This window comes from Pistricoccus aurantiacus, from assembly GCF_007954585.1.
In the GTDB taxonomy this organism is placed as follows: domain Bacteria; phylum Pseudomonadota; class Gammaproteobacteria; order Pseudomonadales; family Halomonadaceae; genus Pistricoccus; species Pistricoccus aurantiacus.
In genome coordinates this window covers 2,434,072-2,453,672 of sequence record NZ_CP042382.1, presented here as the reverse complement: position 1 = coordinate 2,453,672, position 19,601 = coordinate 2,434,072, and the positions used below count along the sequence as shown (strand labels likewise).

The 19,601-nt window shown below is 61.6% G+C and carries 2 protein-coding genes; both read left to right on the top strand.

The features are described 5' to 3' along the window. Positions 1–379: 379 nt before the first annotated feature. Positions 380–8,488, top strand: a complete 8,109-nt coding sequence (locus FGL86_RS11615) for a SpvB/TcaC N-terminal domain-containing protein (protein ID WP_147184699.1) — start codon at positions 380–382, stop codon at positions 8,486–8,488. Positions 8,489–8,710: 222 nt separating this feature from the next. Beyond that, entirely contained in the window at positions 8,711–19,546 is a 10,836-nt protein-coding gene (locus FGL86_RS11610; RefSeq protein ID WP_186764389.1) for a Tc toxin subunit A-related protein, read from the top strand. Positions 19,547–19,601: the final 55 nt, after the last annotated feature.

Below are 19,601 nucleotides of genomic sequence, written 5' to 3'. Positions count from 1 at the left end.
CTTGGATGAATAAATACCAGCGTAATCTCCCGCTCACGCCCTAAAAGAACTTCGCTTTGCTGGTCAGTTTCGGCCCATTATCGCATGTCAAATTCACCTGATTAAGATATGACGGCTTACTGAGTCACCTAGGGTTTTACCCCCTTACCTAGTGACAAAAATTTTTCTAGCAGCTTATACGACGAGAGGCTATAAAAACTACATAGCACAGACCCTATCTGCATAAGCTGGAATTAGCGGCTTGGGGGGTGTGGTGGAAGCGAACACTAGAGAAGGAAATCACCTCGACCTCCCCGGCCGCAAGGAAGGAGCTGAAGGTCGTGGCCAAGTCACGCCGCCATCGATTGTTTTTCCGAAAGGTGGCGGGAGCATCCGGGGCATGGGCGAAAAGTTTGCCGCCAACCCGGTCACGGGCACCGGCGCGATGTCGGTGCCCATCTATACCAGTCCAGGCCGTTCGGGCTTCGGCCCGCAACTCTCACTGAGCTATAATTCCGGCGCCGGCAACGGCCCATTCGGTTTCGGCTGGAGCCTGGCGTTACCGTCGATCACGCGCAAGACCGACAAGGGCCTGCCGCAATATGTCGATGCGGTCGATTCCGACGTCTTTACTCTCTCGGGCGCCGAGGACCTGGTGCCGGTTTACCGGCAGAGTTCCGACGGCAACTGGGTGCGCGATGCAGCAGGCCAATTGGTCGTCCACGAAGACGACATCAACGGCTATCGAGTCCACCGCTACCGTCCTCGCATCGAAGGGCTCTTCGCGCGCATCGAGCGATGGAGCAAGATCGGCTCGCCCGGCGACGTCCACTGGCGCTCGATCTCGAAGGACAACATCCTCACGCTCTACGGCCATGACGCCAATTCGCGTATTGCCGACCCGCTCGACGCCAGCCGCATCTTTTCCTGGCTAATCTGCGAATCGCGTGATGACAAGGGCAATGGCATTCGCTACCTCTACAAAAAGGAGGATGGCGACTACCAGCTACGGCCAGGTCAAGCCGATCCGTTCAATCAGGTCCACCAGCGCAACCGAGGCCTCGCCTCCGATTCGCGCCGCACCGCGCAACGCTACCTGCAGCGTGTGCTGTACGGCAACCTCAAGCCCTTGCTGGATGCCCAGGGCCGGCGCCCCCGATATCTGAGCGATCTACCAAATCCGCCATCGGACACGGATGCCGACTGGCTGTTCGAAGTGCGCTTCGATTACGGAGAGTTGAACGAGGGCAATCCGACGGGCCAGCCAGAGAAGCCTTGGCGCTACCGTCTTGATGCCTTCTCCAGCTACCGCTCGGGTTTCGAGGTGCGCACCTGCCGCCGCTGTGAGCGGGTGCTGATGCTGCACCACATCCCCGATCAGCCGGCGGGCCCGGGCCGGGCGGCGCAACCCGGCTACCAGGGTGTAGTTCGCAGCACCGAATTCACTTACGACGACGAGATCGACCCCGGTCTTGCCACCCGGCCCGTCTACAGCTTCCTGAAACAGGTGGCGCAAACGGGGTGGAAGCAGGAAGGTGGTTCGACCACCCGCCGCAGTCTGCCGCCGGTGGAGTTCACCTATACCGTGCCCATCGTGCATGAGATCGTCGAAGAGGCCGATCTGGCGAGCCTGAAGAACCTGCCCATCGGTCTGGATGGCAACACCTATCGCTGGACCGATCTGCACGGCGAAGGCATCCCCGGCATCCTCACCGAGCAGGCTGGTGCCTGGTGTTACAAGCGCAACTGGAGCCCGATACCACAGAAGCAGACCGACGGCAGCGAAGCGGTCAAGGCCTGGTTCGCTCCGCTCGAAATCGTCACTCTCAAGCCCAATGCGGCCCTCAGCAGCGGTACGGAGTTTATGGATCTGGCCGGCGACGGCCAACCCGACGTGGTCGTCATGGAAGGCCCTACCCCTGGCTTATATGAACATGACGAGGCCGAAGGCTGGCAGTCGTTCCGCCCCTTTACGTCGCGCCTGACCCGCGATCTGCGCGACCCCAACCTCAAGTTCGTCGACCTGGACGGTGACGGCCACGCCGATGTGCTGATTACCGAAGACGACGCCTTGGTCTGGCATGCCTCGCTCGCCGAAGCAGGCTTCGGTCCGGCCCGGCGCGTCGCGCAAGCGCTCGACGAGGAGAAGGGCCCACGCCTCGTCTTTGCTGACGGCACGCAATCCATCTTTCTCGCCGACATGAGCGGCGACGGTCTCACCGACCTGGTTCGCATCCGCAACGGCGAGGTGTGCTACTGGCCCAATCTCGGCTACTGTCGCTTCGGTGCCAAGGTCACGATGAGCTTCACAGACGAAAGCGGTTGCTCGGCCTGCTTCGATCATTGCGACCAATTCGATCACAAGCGGATCCGCCTGGCCGACATCGACGGCAGCGGCACCACCGACATTATCTACCTGCACCGCGACGGCGTGCGGCTCTACTTCAACCAGTCGGGCAACGGCTGGAGCCAGCCGCAGGTGCTCAAGGTGTTCCCGCGTATCGATGACCTCGCGAGTATCGTGCCCATTGACCTGCTGGGCAACGGCACCGCCTGCCTGGTCTGGTCGTCGTCCTTACCGGGTGACGCCCGCCGGCCGATGCGCTACGTCAACCTGATGGGCGGGCAGAAGCCACACCTGCTGGTCAAGACTGTCAACAACCTCGGGGCGGAGACGCGCGTCAACTACGCCCCCTCGACCAAGTTCTACCTGCAGGACAAGCGCGACGGCAGGCCCTGGATCACCCGGCTGCCGTTCCCGGTGCATGTGGTCGAGCGCGTGGAAACCTGGGACCACATCAGCCGCAACCGCTTCGTCACCCGCTACGCCTACCACCACGGCTACTTCGACGGGGAAGAGCGCGAGTTTCGCGGCTTCGGCATGGTGGAGCAGTGGGATACCGAGCAGTTCGCAGCCCTAGCCGACGGAGCGGTGCCGGCCGACAACATCGACAGTGCTTCGCATGTGCCGCCGGTGTTGACCAGAACCTGGTTCCATACCGGCGTCTACCGCGGCCGCGACCACGTCGCCGACTACTTTGCCGGGCTTCTGGACGCGCACGACGTTGGTGAGTACTTCCGCGAGCCGGGTCTAAGCGACGCGCAGGCGCGTGAGCTGCTGCTCGAAGATACTCTCCTGCCCGACGGCTTGGGCGTCGAAGAAGAGCGCGAAGCCTGCCGGGCGTTGAAAGGCGCGATGCTGCGCCAGGAGATCTATGCGTTGGACGGCGTGGGCGTGGACGCCGACTATCCCCATGGCCACCCCTACACCGTCGCCGAACAGAACTTCACTATCCGCGCCTTGCAGCCACGTGGCTTGAATCGCCACGCCGTCTTCTTCACCCATGCGCGCGAGGCGCTGACTTACCACTACGAACGCAACCCCACCGACCCACGCATCCAGCATGCGCTGACAATGGAAGTCGATGATTTCGGCAACGTCCTCAAACAGGCTGCCATCGGCTACGGCCGCCGCGCCTCACCGTTGTCGGAGCAATGGGATCGCAACCGACAGACAACGGCGCTGATGACCTGCGCAGAAAACACCGTCACCAATGCCGTGGACGATACGACGAAGTACCCGGACGACTACCGCAGCCCGCACCCGTGTGAATCACGCAGCTACGAGCTGACCGGCGTGGCCCAGTACGACAAGCGCTTGGGTTTCAAGCGGCTCGTCGATGAGATTGCCACCGCAGCGCCCTTGAAATACGAGGAGGAATCCACCGCCGGGCAGAAGCAGAAACGCCTGATCGAGCACGTCTGCACGCTCTATCGCAAGGACGATCTCAGCGGTCTGCTACCCCTCAACAAGCTCGAACCACTTGCACTCTCGGGCGAAAGCTACAGGCTCGCTTTCACCCCCGGGCTGCTGGATCAGGTGTTCAAGCGTCCACGCCTAGCGCAACCCGACGAATTCTTGCTGCCGTTGGCGGCCCGGGCAGCGATCCTCGGCGGCCAAGCCGGCGACCAGGGCGGCTATGTCGACCTGGTCGGCAATAGCCACTGGTGGATCCCTTCGGGCCGATTGTTCTATCACCCGGACGACGTGGCAGCCCCCGTCGAGCTGGCCGAGGCCCGCGCCCATTTCTTCCAACCGCGCCGCTACCGCGACCCCTTCGATCAGCACGCCTTCGTCGACTTCGACGCCTATGGCCTGCTGATGGTCGAAACCCGCGACGCGCTGAACAACCGCGTCACGGTGGATGCCAACGACTACCGCGTGCTGCAGCCGCGCCTGATCAGCGATCCGAATCGCAACCGGACCGAAGTCGCTTTCGATGCGCTCGGCATGGTGGTCGGCACCGCCGTGATGGGCAAGCCGCACCCGGCGGAGGCGGAAGGCGACTCGCTCGCCGGCTTCGCCACAGACCTCACGCAAGACGAACTCGACGACTTCTTCGACGCCGTCGACCCGCACGCCAACGCGGCGGCACTGCTGGAAGACGCGACCACACGCATCCTTTACGGCCTCGACCGCTTCCGCCGCACGCAACAGGCACACCCCGATGAACCAAAAGAGTGGCTGCCCGCCTGCGCCGCCACGCTCGTTCGCGAAACCCACCTCCACGCCCCGCTGTCGCCGCAGGGCCTGAAAATCCCGCTCAGCTTCAGCTACTCTGACGGCTTCGGCCGCGAAGTCCAGAAGAAGATCCAGGCCGAGCCCGGGCCGGTGCCGCAGCGGGATGCCGCGGGCAAGATTATCGTCGGGGTCGACGGCCAGCCGGTGATGACACCGAATGAGGTGAGCCCGCGCTGGGTTGGCAGCGGCTGGACAGTGTTCAACAACAAGGGCAAGCCGATTCGCCAGTACGAGCCCTTCTTTACCGACACCCACCGTTTTGAGCTGGATATGCGCATCGGCGTCAGCCCGGTGCTTTTCTACGACCCGGCCGAGCGCGTCATCGCTACGCTGCACCCGAACCACACCTACGAAAAAGTGACGTTCGACCCTTGGCAGCAGACAACCTATGACGTTAACGACACCTGCGCGCCGCCGGTCCAGAAGCCTGGCGACCCGCCACCGCGCGAAACCGGCGATCCGCGCACCGACCCCGACATCGGCGGCTACGTCAAGAAGTACTTCGAGGCACTGTCGGTAGATTCAGCGCAGCCCTGGCAGACCTGGTACGCCCAGCGTATCGGCAACGCACTGGGCACCGACGAACGCAACGCTGCCGAACGCGCCGGGGCCCATGCCGATACACCTACCACTGCCCATTTCGACGCCCTGGGCCGTCCCTTCCTGACAGTCGCGCGCAACCGGGTGGTCTGCGAAGGTCATCTGCTGCACAACAAACCCGACGAGCAATTCCGCACCCGCGTCGAGCTGGACATCGAAGGCAACCAGCGCACGGTGTTCGACGAACGCAAGCTGCCCGACACCGACAACCTGCCCCTGGGCGCGCTGGAGCAGCGCATCGTCATGCAGTACGCTTACGACATGCTGGGCAACCGCATCCACCAGCAAAGCCAGGAAGCCGGCGCGCGCTGGATGCTCAATGACGTGGCCGGCAAGCCGATTCGCGCCTGGGACAGCCGCGGCCACAACTTCACGACCAAGTACGACGCACTGCGCCGCCCGATCGAACAATACGTACGGGGCACCTTCAGCGATCCCGATCCGCTGAAACCCAACTCCGACCCCCGCACGCTAAACCCGCCGAACGAGGCCGGCCTGCTGGTCGACAGGATCGAGTACGGCGAGCCGCCGCTCAACCCTACACAAGAGCAGGAAGCCGAAGCGCAGCGCCTCAACCTGCGCACCCGCATCTACCGCCACCTTGATTCCGCCGGCATCGCCACCAATGCTCGGCTCGACGCCGCCGACAAGCCGATCGAGGCCTACGACTTCAAGGGCAACCTGCTGCGCAGCACGAGGCAACTGATCAGCGACTACAAAGCCATTCCCGACTGGTCACGTAACCCAAAACCGCACCTCGACGCCGAAACCTTCGAAGGCCGCACCCGCTACGACGCGCTCAATCACCCCGTCCAGTCCGTCGCCCCACACAGCAGCCTGGGCCGCGGCAAGGTCAACGTCATCCAGCCGGTGTTCAACGAGGCCAACCTGCTGGAGCGGGTGGACGTGTGGCTGGAACGCGTGGCGGAACCGGGCGAGCTGCTCGACCCGACCGTTGAGGCGCCATCGCGGGTCGGCGTGACCGATATCGACTACGACGCCAAGGGCCAGCGCCTGCGCATCGACTACAAGAACGGCGCCAGCACCTTCTACCGCTACGACCCGCTCACTTTCCGCCTCACCCAGCTGTTGACCAGGCGCAAGCCGGCGGATTCCCCCGGCGACGACCCGCAGCCCGCTGATCCCGCCTGGCCCGGCAAGCAAGTGCAGAACCTGCACTACACCTACGACCCCGCCGGCAACATCACCCACATCCGCGACGACGCGCAGCAGGCCATCTACTTCAAGAATCAGCGTGTCGAGCCAAGCAACGACTACGTCTACGACGCACTCTATCGCCTGATTCAGGCCCAGGGCCGCGAGCATCTGGGGCAAGCAGGAGCCGCGCCGATACCGCACTCCTACAGCGATGCGGGTCGAATCGGTCTGCTGCATCCCGGCGATGGCAACGCCATGGGCACCTACACCGAGCGCTACGTCTACGACGCGGTCGGCAACTTCCTGCAGATGCAGCACCGCGGCAGCGACCCGGCGCATCCGGGCTGGACGCGCGCCTACACCTACGCGGAAACCAGTCTGATCGAAGACGGCAAAGACGGCACGCCGGTCAAGGCCAGCAACCGTCTGACCCGCACCATGCTGAATCCGGCAGGCAACACCCCGCAGCCGGAGTCCTACCGCCACGATGCCCACGGCAACATGCTGAGCATGCCACAACTGAACGCGATGCAGTGGGACTACAAGGACCAGCTGCAGTTGACGCAGCGGCAGAAGGTCAACGACGAGGACGTGGACGGCGTCGAGCGCCACGGCGAGCGTACCTGGTACATCTATGACGCCTCAGGGCAGCGTGTGCGCAAGGTGACGGAACTGGCCAACCACGGCGGTATCAAGGACGAGCGCATCTATCTCGGCGGGTTCGAAGTGTTTCGCAGCTATCAAGGCCCATTCAATGCGCGCACGCTGAAACTGGAGCGCGAGACGCTGCACGTGACGGACGACAAGCGGCGCATCGCGCTGGTGGAGATGCGCACGCTGGGCGATGAGCAGGACGTACCGCAGCGGCTGATCCGCTACCAGTTCGGCAATCATCTCGGATCAAGCAGCCTGGAGCTGGATGAACAGGCACAGATCATTTCCTACGAGGAATACGCACCCTACGGCAGTTCAACCTATCAGGCGGCGCGCAGCCAGACGGAGACGGCGAAGCGGTATCGGTATACAGGGAAGGAGCGAGATGAAGAGAGTGGCTTGTATTACCACGGGGCGAGGTACTACGCGGCGTGGCTGGGTAGGTGGGCAAATTGTGATCCAGTGGGAATCGTTGATGGCGCTAATCTATATCAATACTGCAGATGCATGCCTGTCAAGGGAACTGACCCGTGCGGCACCCAAACCGCGATGAGCGAAACCTCGGTTCTGCAGACAATCTACAAGACGCTGGAACAGAAGAGAATTGCCTACAACAGCGAGACAACGGTCAAGCTTACTCTTTCAGATGGAACAACCGCAGTTCGTCGCTACGACGTGTTCTATCAAGACCCAAAGACCAAAGAATTTCACGGCATCGAAGCAAAGGGCGCTAGCCCAGGAAAGCTGACCGCCACCCAACTTCAAACGGACAGAATAGTGCAGGAGTATGGTGCGCGGTTTGAAGTGCTCGACACGGCAGCGAAACCGCCAAGTGCAGTGAAGGCTCAGAACCTTCCAATCACCAAGGGCATGCAAGGTCAAATTCGCCCGGGTCACCTGCAATACGCTCACGGCAGACCCGGCTATGTTCCGAATCCGACCGAGCCATTCTCGACGGATGTCAATTTCTGGCGGGCAATGATGGACGAATCGCATCCCAATATGAACGCACCCCCGAACACCGCGAGAATGACGAGCATCAATCAGCCAACAAAGCATTTGTCACAAGCTGAAGCGGCAGCTCAAACCGCTAAGAATGTGGGCAGCAAGGCAACGCGTCCGTCGCCACTACCTCCTTCGCTTGGTGGCACGACCAAGCCTTTGCAGGCGCCAATTCGGCTGGCACCTCCGGAGCCCGTGCCACCTATTTCTCCGCCCAAACAGAGCGTGGGGCCCAGCGCCGTGCCCAAGAGCGCCCCCCCGGCAGCGCTACCGAAGGGAGCGGCGCCGGGAATTCTAGAAGGTATTGCGGGAAAGCTGGCCGGTCCTGGCGCAGTCTTGGGCGGCTACCTGTCCTTTAAGACGCACTACCACGACGTGATGATGATATTCGATCCTAGCAATCCGGAACTCGGGCCAGTCAACACGCACCGTTTTGATTCAGTCGGAACTGAGTGGATCAAAATTGGCCCGCAGACATGGGTCACACGGGATTATTACGACAAGATGTTGTAAGCAAGCGCAGGTGGGTTGGTTCGCGGGCTTACCCCTCTACATTGGTTCGAGCGAGGTTTGATGCAATAAACGACTGGCATGATGAACGATGCTATGCCGTTGCAAGGACGTGGCGGGCGAGGGTATTTCGAGCAGGAGCATTTTCTCCAGGGAAGCAAATGACTATATGAGGCTTGATAGCTCTGACTGGGGTCACTGATGACAATCACGACAATAAGACAAATGCAGGATGCGCTGCGGCGTGTCGGGCTCCTAGATGCAGACTATACGGACGGCGAGCTCGACGACGCGACGCGCGCTGCGCTCGCCAAGTTCCAGCGCGAAGCGAGCCTTCAGCGCGAGGGTGAAGCAAGCGGTCAGCCCGACGTACAGACTCTGAACACTCTGGAGGAGTACGCGGCACGATCAAAACAGTTCATTTTGCGCGGCTGGTTGCTAGGCATAGAAGGGCCGCTTCCGGAAGTACGCGTGCGAGCCGAAGATCGCGACGTCAACGATCTGCGCGAGTCGCTGGGCGATCGCGATGGTCAATTGACGGATAGCACTGGCCGATTCGAAACCCTGTACACCGCGGACCAGTTCACGCGCGGAGACAAGAGCATCGCCGACGTGATGCTGACGCTGCAACACGACGACGCACCGATCTCCAATTACCGCGTATACCGGCTACAGCCGGACACATGGCCTCCGCGCGATGAACGTCCGCGACGCTTGTCACCGTTGAGCGCAGACGACCCGTTGCCATCGGCTAACGACACAAAAGAGAACACACCGCTCACCGCCGAACAACTGCAACTCGGCATACCGGCGCGCCCGGTCGAGGAACTTAAGATCATCGTCGGCAATGCGTCCGACGGCACGCCAAGCGAGTATGAACGACTGCGCGACGCGATCACGCCGCTGCTAGGTGATCGTCCACCCACTGCGCTCGACGAAGCCAAGTTCCGCGACTTCACGTTCGTCGCGCGCGAGAGCGACCTGCCACGCGAGCGCATCGAAGAATATGTCGGCGCCTGGAATCTCACGGATCACGCCAACATCCGGCACGAAATTTTCTACGGACTGTTGCGCGACGGTCCTCCTGCGAGTCTTCCAGGGCTGTCGCACGATCTGCCGGCGCTGCTCGAAGCCGGTGAGGCAATTTGGCGTCGCAAGCTCGAGGAATCGCTGGCTTTGAATTTCATTCCGTCATGCTTGTTGCGCGACTTCGACGGCACGATCAAGCAACTAAGGCGCGCGCGCGTTGATCAAGCTGACCGTCCGATGGGACCCGGCCGCGCGAGCCTGAGCGCCTTTCTGGTCGGCGTTGCACCGCTCGAATTGAGTGACGCACGGCGCAAGTTCCTCGATCTCTATCACTCACACGACGGGTCCATCGACGACTTCTGGCAGAAGGCCGTTTCGGAGGCATTCGAATGGAAACCATCGGAAGTCCTGCAAGTCCAGACGGCGCTGCAACTGGCCGAGATCACATCATTCAATCTTCCGCTCGTCGAACGGATCATGCGCGAGCATTCGCCAGCGAAGCTGGAAGACCTGACCGCTATCGATGGCGACGAATGGCTGCGGCTGGTGCACGCGGCGGGGGTTCCGGAGGATTCGCCCGGAGAAGGCGCTGCCGATCAGCAGCAGCGCGTCGCGAATGGGATCCTGCGCACATTGCAATCGGCGTATCCGAATCGCTACGTCGCGCGGATCGCGTTGCAGACGCGTGACACGCCACTGCGCCAGTCATCGGACCTGTTGCGTCGCTTCTTCGATCGCGAACAGGCGACTTTCGACTTGCGCACGACCTCGGTAACGCACTACCTGCGCGAGAACGGCGAGCGGGTCTACGAAGGACTGTCGCTGCAGCAGCAAGATCGGCTATCGAGCCAGCTGAAGCGGCTGCAACGGACGTTTCAGTTGAGCACCGGACTACCGCAGATGCAATCGCTGCTCGAGCTCGACCTCGATTCTGCATACAAGGTCGTCACGCGCACCTCGCAGGCAATGTTCCGCGAGCTGTATGCAGAGAAACTCGGTGGCGCCGAAACCGCCGATGCGATCTATGCCCGAGCGCTGAAGGTTCATTCGACCGTCACCGCCATACTTGGCGACCTGATGCAGTATTCACAGGGCCCGCTGCCAAAAGTGATGCATGCTTCGATCGGGATCGAGCAGAAAATCAAGGATAACCCGATCTACACTGATCTATTCGGCAGCCTCGACCTCTGCGCCTGCGAGCACTGCCGCTCAATGTATAGTCCGGCCGCGTATCTGGTTGACCTTCTCGCGTTCCTAGATACACCGAAGGGTTCCGTAAAGCCCAATCCGCTCGACGTATTGATCGGCAACGAGCGCAAGGGTCTAACGGGACGTCGACCGGATATCGCGCAGATCCAGCTGACATGCGACAACACCAATACGCGCATTCCGTACATTGATCTTGTTGACGAGATTCTGGAAAGCTACATCGCGCACAACCAGCCATTTGCATTCAACCGCCCGCCCGATCCTCCGAACGACGAGCTGCCGCATCCGACGGCTGAGGAACTTGGCGCCAATCCAGTGTATCTCACGCTGGACTCCGATCAGTCATCAGCCAAGGCATCGGATGAATTGCGCAAGACAGTCTATCCGCTGACGCTTCCATTCAACACCGAGCTCATCACTTCGCGGATCTATCTGGAGCATATGGGGACCAGCCGCGAGGAGATTCTTCGCACGTTCGCGCTCGACGAAGAGCTCGACACGCTGATGGCGACCTCGACGGAGACGCTCCGCCTTTCACCGCAGGATTTCGAGATCGTCACCGTCTCGCAGTTTTCGGGGCAGTCATCGACGATTGCCGCCACGCTCGGAGAGGCCTACGGCTTCTCCGAAGCGAATGACTTGGGTGCTGACTTTCCGCCGCACGCAGCAATGCCACGGCTGCGACTCAACGATCCGCGCAAGCTCGCGGTCAAGGCACTGCAGCACTATCTGAATCTCGCCGGTGCGACGCCGCCCCTGCTAGTCAACGGCGTGTTCGATGTGAAGACACAAACCGCGCTCAGCGCGTTCCAGGTCGCGGCCGGCGACACTCCTACGGGCGAGGCCGACGGCGGCGTATGGTTCAAATTCGATACGACGTCGGATACGCCACTCTCGCCGCTGATGTCGTACGTGCCAATATTCCTTGAGAGGACCGGGCTCACGTATCCGGAACTCATCGAGTTGGTCAGGACGCGATTCCTCAACGGCACGGCATTCGATTTCGACTTGCTGAAGCGGATCGGTTTTTCGCTTGATGAATTGTCGGCATGGATCAAGGCGGGCTTTCCCGCGTTGGACGCGACGCAAACCGCGAAGCTCGCCACGGCGTGGATGACCGAGGACTGGTTCAAGCGCTGGGCCGAAAGCCATCGCGACGTCGTCGTGATCGGCGTGCCAGCCGGTGCCGATTGCAACCTGGAAGCGACGACGCTCCGCCATTTGGATGGCTCGCTGCTTAAGCGCGCGGAGCTGCTGCGATTGAATTCGTTCATTCGCCTATGGCGCCGTCTGCAGTGGCCGCTGCCGGTGCTCGATCGTGCGTATGCGGTGCTGTACAGCAGTGCGTTCGATTTCATCGTGCGCCTCGCCGATGTCGTCCGCGTGCAGCGCAAGCTGGAGATCGAGCCGGAAGCGTCCCTGTGCTTCTGGGGCGAACTCGATACGCGCGGCGATCCGTCGGTCTACGACCGGCTGTTCCGCAATAAGGCGGCATTGCGCATCGAACCGATCTTCGTACTCGACGAGACGCTCAGCGAGCTGAAGGCGGTTACCGATAATCCATTGACTCCGCCGAGAATTGCCGATCACGTACCATCAATCCTTTCCGCATTCCGTATCCGTGGCTCCGATCTCGACCTGCTGCTTTCGACGCTCAACGTCGGCGAGACGCTCAATCTCTCAAGCCTCTCGCTACTGTACCGATACGTACTGTTAGCGAAGTCGCTCTCGATTCCGATTCCCGCCCTGCTGACGCTGAAGACGCTGTCGGGAACCGATCCTTTTGCACCCGGCCCGAACCCGCCGCGCACCACCTTTGACTTCATTGAACTGGTGCGCAAGTTGCAAGCCGATCATTACAACCCGGCGCTGCTCGACTTCATCTTCCGCCATCACTCCACGCCGCCGTCGCAACCGGAGCAGCCGACCGCGGCGACGGTGCAATTCCTCGACGCGCTGCACAGGGGTCTCGCAAAGATCGAGGCCGAGCATCGCATGCAGCCCGATCCCGCCGGTGAGCTAGCGCGCAGCGAACTATCGATCGTCGAAAGCGATCCGCGCGTCGTCGATGAGGCGATGCGGATGATCGACGGCAGCGTACGCTATGGGGTGAAGCTTGTGGGCTTGCCGGTGGCGTTCACGTTCCCCGTCGATGTTCGACAAAAAGTCGCGTACGAGGCCGGCGCGGGAATGCTGACATTTCAGGGCGTGATGACGCCGGCGGAAAAGGCGTCGCTCGCGGGCGCCGCCACCACACTACCCGCTGCGGTGCAGCCATCCTACGTCACGGCCGTTGGCGATTTGTTCAACCTGCCGCGGACGTTCTTCAACGATCATCTCACGGCTTTCTTTGCTGCGCCCACGGCAACTGCGAAGCTACTCGATCGTCCATCGCTCGATTCGTCGCTGCGGCCGGTAATGCTGGACAGTACTGGTACCGTCGTTCCGCGCGACCCATCGGGAAATCTTCCAGCGGTCCCTTCGGTCGTCGATACCGAGATCGGCAGCAAGTTCGCGTTCCTGCTCGACGCCCTGGTGCCGCGAACGCGCGAGAGGCTAAAGACAGCGCTGGTGATGCAGGGCGCCTCCGATGCGTTCGGCATCGACACCCGGGTCGCAGCGGCGCTGTTGAGAAATCCGAACGTGATGCAGTCGATTCGCGATCCGGGTGAGCCGGCAATCGCCGACTTTCTTGATCTCACGGGCGACGGCTTGAGCGCTGCGTATTTCACGAACGCGACGCTCGACGGCGATGCTGTGTTCGTGCGCACCGACGCGATGGTCGACTTTGACTGGACCGCGGCTACGCCGGATCCCGTAAAGATCCCGGCCGGCGACTACAGTGTTCGCTGGAGCGGTTTGATTATCGCCGAGCGGAGCGAGGAATACACGCTCAGTATCGAATGCGCCGATGGCGCGCGGCTTTGGGTCGGCGGACATCTCGTGATCGACGACTGGAAAGACCAGCCATCCACGACACGCATCGGCAAACTGAAGCTCGAGGCCGGCGTGCTGATTTCGCTGCGGCTCGAGTATTACAAGAAAAGCATGTCATCGAAGGTACAGCTGACGTGGAGCAGCGCTTCGTTGAATACGGTAGTGATCCCGGTCGCTGCACTGTTCACCGACCAGGCCGCGACGCGGTTGACCAAGGCGGCGCTGATAGCATCCATGTTACGCCTTGATGCGAAGGAGATCGTTCATTTCGCCACGGCGAAGCTGCTTGATTTCGGGAAGCTGCCGTTGAATGGCGCGACACACTACGTTCCAACGCAGTTCCGGAATTGGGTCCGGCTCGTCGATTACGCGACCTTGCGCAATGTCGTCCCTGACGGCGAGACCGACCTCATCGATGTGTTCGCAGCGCCGACGCCGGAAGAAGCGCGCCGACGACTCGCCGACGCTACCGGGTGGGGGGCGAGCGAAATCGAGCAACTCACGGGCGCTGACGGCTTCGCGTTCGCGCCGGCCGATTTCACGAGCGAGCAGCGACTGCGTCGCTTGCCGGCATGCTTCAGCCTGATGCAGCGGCTCGGGATCACCGCCGATCGGGCCTTACAATGGGCGCGCATCCGCTTCGAAGACACATCGGTCGTACCATCGGTGGCCTATTGGGCGTTCACCATCAAGGATGCGCCGCGCGCCATCCAGCTTGCTCAGGACATGCGCAACATCGCGCGCGCCAAGCACGACGACAAAAGCTGGATCGAGGTCGCGAAGCCGCTCAGCGATGCGTTGCGCGACTCTCGCAAGGCCGCGCTGCTCGGATACATCCTGGCGATGCCGTCGATCATCGAACGCAACATCGCCGACTCCGGCAAGTTGTTCGAGTTCTTCCTCGTAGACGTGGACACCACGAGCTGCACCGAGACATCGCGGATCAAGCAGGCGATCTCATCGGTTCAGCTGTTCATCCATCGCTGCCTGATGGGACTCGAGGATCACGGTCCGTTGGCATCGTACACGGTGGTCCCGGCACAGATCGACGCGCCGCGCTGGCGCTGGATGCAGCGCGAGGTGTTATGGGAGGCCAACCAGAAGGTGTTCCGCTATCCGGAGAACTGGCTAAAATCCGAGCTACGCGACGATCGCACGCCGTTCTTCCGCGAGCTGGAATCCGAGCTGCTGCAGAGCGATCTCACCGATCCGTACGTCGAGAAGGCGCTGCTCGGCTATCTGCAGAAGCTCGACGACGTCGCGCGCCTGGAGATCTGCGGCGTGCGCGAGGCCCCGTCGGCTTACGCGCTGCACGTGTTCGGTCGGACGCGCAACACACCGCACGTGTACTTCCATCGGACGCTGACGCGCAAGCGCGGCGACACCTGGGATGTCGGGACGTGGAGCGCATGGCAGAAGGTTCCGCTCGATATCGAAGGCGTAGACGACGGCGCTAACGGTGAGCTGAGCGGAGTGCATTTGCTGCCGGTCATCTGGAACCGCCGGCTCTACGCGTTCTGGCCAACGTTCCGCAAGAAGCCGGACACCGCCCGCAACGCGAACCTTCCGCAGGGATTCGGACCGGTCGAACAGTGGGAGATCCGCCTCTCCTGGAGCGAGTTCTTCCAGGGCAAGTGGTTGCCGCGCGAGCATAGCGACGCGGCGCTGGTCGGGATCCCCGACGACGAATGGAGCACGAGCGTCGCGCGTTCGCACGATCACTTCGCGCCGACCGAGGGGACGATCACTTATACGACGACGACGGATTACGGCTTCTGGACGGACACGGACAGCTACACGCTGCCGACGGTCTTCCCGATGACGATCTCCGGCGGCGAGCTCGATGGGGTGCACCTCGAGACCGCGATGGACTACGCCGAGGTCGATATCAGCGAGAGCTCGTTCGAGATGCACCAGTTTCTACCGCCTCCGGCCGGCCATCTGTTCTCCATCTCGCCGGGTTCGGATCAGCTCCGCATCGATGCCTATCAGCGCTACACCGGGACTACGATGGGCAAGAAGAGTAGCAAGCGTGTCGTCGATACCGTCGTCGTCCAAGGCGGCAGGCGCGATGCACGGCAGAAGCGCGACGAGGAAAGCGAAGACTCGTCGCGTAACGTCACCCGCTATCGGTGGATTGGGCGCTTCTCAGTCGATGGATGTCGCAACAAGGTGATCAGTTTGCCGGGAAACCATGCGTATTCGTACAAATCGCTGGCGCGTCCGAAAGGTAGCAGCAATTTCTTCAACTGGCTGCTTGCGGACACATCGCAGAAACGCTTCGAGCTCGATCCGTCGCCGGTGATCCTCAACAAGCTGCCGAGCCGCTACCTGGTACTGGACTCCCATCCAGACCAAGACTTCAACGACAGCACACCCTTCTTCTTTCAGGACTCGCGGCGTGTCTTTCTCGTCGTGCCCACGCAGGCGCCGCCGCGCAAGTTCGGTGAAACTCCGTTCGTGCCGCTGGAGCCGTCCCTGCCGGAGCTTCCGCCGCTGCAACGCAAGTTCGATCCGAAGCTCGATCTCGGTCGACCCTATGCACTCGCAGCGTCGCAAGCACAGATAAAGGTCAACCCCTGGGTCGTGACGTCGGCGGTCGCGCTCAATAAGGCGGCGGTGTCGACCGTTGCGGCTCACGTCGACGTTCCCGGCACGATGACGACGATGTCCGGCACGCTGCCGGGGGCCAGTGTGATCGCCACGCCGCTGTTGTCCGGAGTAACCGCCAGTCCCACTTACGCCAGCTTTCGCGAATTGCGATATCAGTTTCTTGCGCATTGGCATCCGCACGTCTGCGAGTTCATCCGTCGCCTCAATCGCGACGGCATCGCCACGCTGCTCGCGACCGATACGCAGCGGCTCACCAACGACAGCTTCTCGCTGATGACTGGACTGAAGATGCGCTTTCGCACCGAGTACGCGCCGACCTTGGCGGTGGCGTTGCCGTACCCGCTCGAAGATGTGGATTTTCAGAACGGTGCGTATTCGCTTTACAACTGGGAATTGTTCTTCCATGCGCCACTGTTGATCGCGCAACGCTTGAGCAAGAACCAGCGCTTCGCCGAGGCGCAGCGCTGGTATCACTTCATTTTCAATCCGCTCGACAACAGTGCTGAAGTTTCGCCAGCCAAATTCTGGAAGTTCCTGCCATTCAAGACGACGGAACCCGAGCGCCTGATCGAGATGCTCGAGCTGCTCGGCTATCAGGGCACCGACGCGGGGATGCTGAAGCGCAAGCACGATCTCGAGAACCAGGTAGACGAGTGGGCGCACGACCCGTTCAACCCGCACCGGATCGCGCGATTGCGTCACGGCGCGTACATGAAGAACGTGGTAATGGGATACGTCGACAACCTCATCTCGTGGGGCGACTACCTGTTCAGTCAAGACACGCTGGAGTCGATCAACGAAGCGACGCATCTCTACGTGATCGCGTCATCGCTGTTGGGACCGCGGCCGCAGAAGATACCAGCGAAGACCGAGGAAACGCGGAAGACCTTCGCGCAGCTCCGTCCCTCGCTCGACGCGCTGTCGAACGCGCACGTCGCAGCGGAAACGCTGTTCCCGTTTGCAACCAGCGACGTGCCGATGACGCCGCCCGGCGGTGCGGCTTCTGGCCTCACAACCACGGCGCTGTTCTTCTGTCTGCCGCCCAACGACCAGTTGCTCGGCTATTGGGATCGGATCGAAGATCGGCTATTCAAGATCCGCCACTGCATGAACATCGAAGGCGTCGTGCGCCAGCTGCCGCTGTTCGATCCGCCGATCGATCCGGCGCTGCTGGTCGAGGCCGCGGCGAAAGGCGTGGATCTCAACAGCGTGCTCAACGACCTCTACACGCCACTGCCGCGCTATCGCTTCGAGCACATGCTGCAGAAGGCACTCGAGATGTGCTCGGAGGTCCGCTCGTTCGGCGCTGCGCTGCTTGCGGCAATGGAAAAACGCGATGCCGAAACGCTCGCGCAACTGCGCACGACGCACGAGCACGCGATGCTCGATATGGTGCGCAAGGTAAAAGCGGCACAGTTGAACGAGGCACAGGCGAACCGCGACGCGTTGAACAAGTCGCGTGCCGTTGCTGCGCAGCGCTTCATGCATTGTCAGGGGTTGTTGGGCTATAAGGCTGATGCGGATTTCGCGCCGGGCTCGAAGGCGCCGATCGTCAGCGATCGCGCCGGCGACAACCGGCTGCCCGAAGAGGTCCATCAACAGGAACAAATGCGCTCGGCGAACGAATGGCAGGAGCAGGCAGCGACGTGGGACATCATGGCTAATGCGATGCATTACGCCATCCCCGACTTCTCGATCGGCACCCCGAGCTGCAGCACGACGTACGGCGGATCGAACATTGGCGCGGCGCTGACCGCGATGGGCCATTCGCACGGCAACAATGCAGCGACCGCAACGTATGAAGGAAACAACGCCGCGGTCGAGGCGTCGTTCCGCCGTCGCGATCAGACGTGGGTGCTGGAGAGTAACGTCGCTGCGCGCGACATCGAGCAGATCGACAAGCAGATCGCGGCTGCCGACATCCGCATCGCGATCGCCGAACGCGATCTCGATGCGCACGACAAGCAGATCGACCAGAACGAGGAGATGCGCGAGTTCCTGACCGAGCGTAAGTTCACGCAGGAGGAGCTGTACTTCTGGATGCAGAACGAGCTGGCGACGCTGCACCTGCAGTGCTACCAGATCGCGTATCAATGGTCGAAGCAGGCGCAGGGCTGCTATCGCTTCGCCACCGGCAGCGACAACACGTTCGTTCAGTTCGGCTCGTGGGACAGCCTGCGCAAGGGGCTATTGAGCGGCGAGCGACTCTATCTGCAATTGAAGCAGATGGAGCACAGCTACATGGAGCTGAACCGGCGCGAATACGAGCTGACGCGTCACGTGTCGCTGGCGACGGTCGATCCGGCGGCGTTGATTCGCCTGCGGCAGACGGGGCAATGCGAAGTGAGCCTGCCGGAGACGCTGTTCGACCTCGACTTCCCCGGACACTACATGCGCCGGTTGAAGAGCGTGGCGCTGACCATTCCGTGCGTCGTTGGCCCTTACAACGGCGTCAATTGCACATTGACGCTGTTGCGCAGCGAGATTCGGAAGAGTCCGCTGGTCTCCGGCGGCTATCGCAGGACCGACGACCAGGATCCGCGCTTCATTCTCGACGTGCTCCCGACGCAATCGATCGCGACAAATCAGGCGCAGAACGATACCGGAACCTTCGAGCTCAACTTCCGCGACGAGCGTTTCCTGCCGTTCGAAGGCGGTGGCGCGATCTCGACTTGGCGCATCGTGCTGCAGAACGAGTTCCGGCAGTTCGACTACGACACCATCGCCGACGTGGTGCTGCACTTGAAGTACACGTCGCGCGAAGGTGGTGCGCTGTTGAATCAGGCGGCGATCAAGTCGCTAAAGGATGCGATCAAAGACCTCGATGGCGAGCCGGTGATGCGACTGTTCAGCTTGCGGCAGGAATTCGCATCCGACTGGTATCGGTTCCTCGATGCGCCTCCGGTGGGACCGGAGGACCAGTCGCTGACGATGTCGCTGGCGAAGGACCGGTTCCCGTTCGCGTTCCAGGCACGCAAGATTAGCATTGAGACGATCACCGTGTTCGTCAAGGTACGGCCGGAGTTCGCGGCAACGCATAACGAGGGGACGCTGAAGGTTACGCTGGAGCCGGGCGCTGTCGCGACACCGGGCGCTGCGCCGATCGCGCTTACGAGCTGGAATGGACTCCTGCGTGCGGACGTTCCTGCCGGAAGTGCTCCGGGCGACTGGACGATGTCGGCATGGCTCGCCCCCGGAGGCGGCGCCCGTACGCGGCTGTCTCAAGGGGCACTGGAGGATGTAGTGCTTATCTGCACGTGTACGTGTACGTGAGGAAAGCTAGAGCATTTTTCACATTAGCCAGTTTATATAACCGGCAGCCTTGAAG

Excerpts from the sequence above, each read along its gene's own strand:
- FGL86_RS11615 (WP_147184699.1), top strand. The coding sequence starts at position 380 with ATGGGCGAAAAGTTTGCCGCCAACCCGGTCACGGGCACCGGCGCGATG.
- FGL86_RS11610 (WP_186764389.1), top strand. The coding sequence starts at position 8,711 with ATGCAGGATGCGCTGCGGCGTGTCGGGCTCCTAGATGCAGACTATACG.